We start from the raw sequence: 1,947 nt of genomic DNA, 5'->3' as shown, positions 1-1,947 counted from the left end.
GCGTGACGCCCGAGCGAACCTGTGAGTTCGAGGCGGTGATCAGGCTTTCGATTTCCTTCGCGGCATGGGCAGAACGCTGTGCCAGCTCGCGCACTTCCTGGGCGACGACAGCAAAGCCCTTGCCGGCTTCGCCTGCGCGTGCCGCCTCGACACCGGCATTCAGCGCCAGCAGGTTGGTCTGGAAGGCAATGTCGTCGATGACACTGATGATATTGGCAATCTTCTGCGACGACTGCTCGATCTCGGTCATTGCCGAGACCGCCTTGCGGACGATGTTGCCGGACTCTTCGGCGCCGTTGCGGGTTCGAGTGACCAGCGTGCCGGCTTCCTCGGCACGGCGCGCTGTGTCCTTGACGGTCGTCGTAATCTCTTCGAGCGCGGCTGCCGTTTCTTCGATGGAGGCAGCCTGCTGTTCAGTGCGGCGGGCAAGCCCGTCCGCGGCGGTGCGGATTTCTCCGGCGCCCGCGTCGATCGCATGAGCGTTGTCACCGACCTCCTGAAGAACAGCCCGCAACTTGGCCACGGAGGAATTGAAATCACTGCGCAGCCGGTCGAGGTGGTCGGCAAAAGGCGTCTCGATCGTCCGCGTGAGATCGCCTTCCGAGAGAGCGCCCAGCGCTTCGGCAAGCGCATCGACGGCATGTTGGATCTCGCTGGCTTCACGTGCCTTCGAGGCTTCGTTACGGGAACGCTCCTGCTGAGCCTGCTCGCGGGTGTGCTCGGCGCTCCGTTCGAGGTCGAGGCGTGCGAAAGAGTTGTCGCGGAAGATCGCTACGGCAGCCGCCATGTCGCCGATCTCATCCTTGCGCCCGGCGTAAGGGACGGCCGCGTCGAGATCCCCGTCCGCCAGACGGGCCATGCGGGTGGCGATCGTCGAGATCGGCTGAGAAATGCGCGTCCAGGCAAGGAAGGCCGCAGCAACGGCGACGGCAAGCGCGACGACGAGGCCACCGACGATGGACGAGATGCCTGCGTTATAGTTACCGGTCGCGGCAGCGAGAGCGGCATCGGTCGACTGCCGATCCTTTGCCAACATTCCGTCGACGAGCGTCTGAATGTTGTTGGCGGACATGGAAAGTTCGCCGCGATAGAGGCTGTTGGCCTGGCTGCGCTTGTTGTCGAGCGCCAGCGCAATGATCTTGTCGGCAAGCGCAGCGTCGTTGGTGAGCGCCTTCTGCAGCCGGCCGAAATTCTGGCTCATGTAATCGCTCTTCGGCTGCTTGTCGAAGGCGCCAATGGCAGTGGCAAGGCGCTGGCGGCGGGCCTTGAGTGTCGTCTCCGCGTTGCGGAAGTCCGTCTTACCTGTTGCAAGGAGGTAGTCGGCGTAGCTGCGACGAACGTCGTTCAGCGTCGTGACGATCGCGTGGAGCCGTTCGGTGTTCGGAATGTTCTGCGCCCCGATCTGCCGGGTGTTGGCCTCCAGATTGATCAACGAGAAGGCCGCGATCGCACCCTGCACCAGGGCAATGACGACAAGGGACAGAAAAAGAAGCGGAAGAAGCGTCTTGATCTTCAATTTGGACATAGAGCGGCCTCAGTGCGGCTGAACGATGTGCTTCAGTCAATCTCCTGTTGATCGCCTGGGGGAACACTCGTTTTAATGGTGTGGGTAGAACGGTACGGACAACGTCCATCCTGCATCATGCATTGCACGCCACTAAAGCCCAAGATCCGTAAGATTTGATTAAAAGTAATATTTTTTAATCACCGCTGGTCGCGCCCTCCAACGAGAACGCCCGCGACGAGCGCGAGCGTCCGGTCTTCGCAGGATTACATCAGGCCGCGCGACGGCTGTAGGATGATGCGCCGTGGGATGCTGCCTGCAGGTTGAACTGGGCAAGGAGTTGCATCAGCTTTGCTGCTTCCTGCGCCAGCCCATGGCTCGCTGCCGTCTGCTCCTCGACCATGGCGGCGTTCTGCTGCGTGCCCTGTCTGCTGCGTGCCCTG

At 61.8% G+C, this 1,947-nt stretch carries 1 protein-coding gene; it reads right to left on the bottom strand.

Going from position 1 to position 1,947, the window contains the following annotated elements:
- A partial coding sequence (locus AC1DE4_RS31660) for a HAMP domain-containing methyl-accepting chemotaxis protein (protein WP_477884743.1) occupies positions 1–1,525 on the bottom strand: 1,525 nt, incomplete at its 3' end.
- Positions 1,526–1,947 lie beyond the last annotated feature (422 nt).

This window comes from Rhizobium sp. 10N414 (assembly GCF_056394785.1).
Note: the sequence above shows the minus strand (reverse complement) of the source record. Positions and strands in the feature narration are given on the sequence as shown.